Annotated in this window: 1 protein-coding gene; it reads left to right on the forward strand. The window is 49.8% G+C overall.

What is annotated here, in order from left to right; translation table 11 throughout:
• Window positions 1–277, forward strand: a 277-nt coding sequence (locus Afil_RS11655) for a transposase (RefSeq protein WP_230268564.1), incomplete at both ends; no start/stop codon positions are given.

The raw sequence follows: 277 nt of genomic DNA on the forward strand, positions 1-277 counted from the left end.
CAGCGCGACATCTCCGACATCATCCAGGATATCTATGGCTTCCCGGTCTCTGCGGATACGATTTCAAACATCACTGATCGTGTCTATCCGGTTGTTGATGAGTGGCGTCATCGTCCCCTGAAGAAGTGCTATCCTTTCGTATTCGTTGACTGCCTTTACGTATCAGTGAAAACCGATCATGGTGCCAAAGAACAGGCTGTATATGTGGTTCTTGGCTATGACACGGAAGGCTGCAAAGATATCCTTGGCATCTGGATCGGCGAGAGCGAATCCAGGC

This window comes from Allobaculum fili (assembly GCF_020969955.1).
GTDB classification, from domain to species: Bacteria; Bacillota_I; Bacilli_A; order Erysipelotrichales; family Erysipelotrichaceae; genus Allobaculum; species Allobaculum fili.